The following is a 1,109-nucleotide window of genomic DNA, read 5'->3' on the forward strand; positions in this document are numbered from 1 at the left end:
CATTTGATCTGTACGGCGCGCTGTTAAACGGAGCAAAGCTGGTGGTGGCCGATCAGGCGACGATTCTCCATATCGGCAAGCTGACAGAAGCGATTCAGAAGGAAAACATCACAGTCATGTTTGTGACAACGGCGCTGTTCAACTTGCTGGTTGATGCGGGAACAGGGTGGATGAAAGGGATTCGCAAAGTCCTGTTCGGCGGAGAGCGCTCATCTGTCAGCCATGTCAAGAAAGCATTTGCTGCCATGGGACCGGACAGGATCATCCATGTATACGGGCCGACGGAAACGACCGTCTTCGCGACGTTCTATCCGGTCAACCGTATGGAAGACAGCGCGGTTTCCATTCCGATCGGCAAGCCGATAAACGAAACGAATGCATACATCCTGACGGAAAATAACCGGCTTCAGCCGATTGGAGCGGTGGGTGAATTGTGTCTGAGCGGTACAGGAGTATCGCGCGGCTATTTGAACAGGCCGGAACTGACTGCGGAAAAATTCGCGCCGCATCCGTTTAACAGCGGTGAAACGATGTACAGGACGGGAGATCTGGCCCGCTGGCTGCCGGACGGCAATATCGACTTCATCGGGCGGATCGATGATCAAGTGAAAATCCGCGGACACCGGATTGAGCTCGGTGAAATCGAAGAGCAGCTGATGCGCTGCCAAGGCGTAAAGGAAGCCGTTGTAACCGCCAGGAAAAGCGGGAACGGGGATGCGGCGCTCACCGCTTATGTCGTCCCGGTGCAGGGAACTGAGGTTGCAAACGAGGAGGTTCGCCGCCAATTGGCGCGGAGGCTACCGGCTTACATGGTGCCGGCTGCGTATATCATGCTTGAAGAGCTGCCGCTTACCGCTAACGGAAAAGTCAACCGACGCCTTCTCCCTGAAGCCGATGGCCGGCCGAATTCAACAGAGCGCCGTGCACCCCGCAATGCTACGGAAGAAAAGCTTGCAGTGATTTGGTCTGAGGTTCTCGGCAGACAGCAGATCGGAATAGACGAGAACTTTTTTGAAATCGGGGGACATTCATTGAAAGCCATGGCCGTCGCCTCCCGGATGCTGAAAGATCTCGCAATCGATGTTCCGGTGAATGTGTTGTTTGAAATG

1 protein-coding gene is annotated in these 1,109 nt (G+C 54.8%); it reads left to right on the forward strand.

What is annotated here, in order from left to right; translation table 11 throughout:
- Window positions 1-1,109, forward strand: a 1,109-nt coding sequence (locus ACWHAR_RS22710) for a non-ribosomal peptide synthetase (protein WP_452087904.1), incomplete at both ends; no start/stop codon positions are given.

The sequence above is a fragment of the Bacillus sp. LR--39 genome, assembly GCF_053613335.1.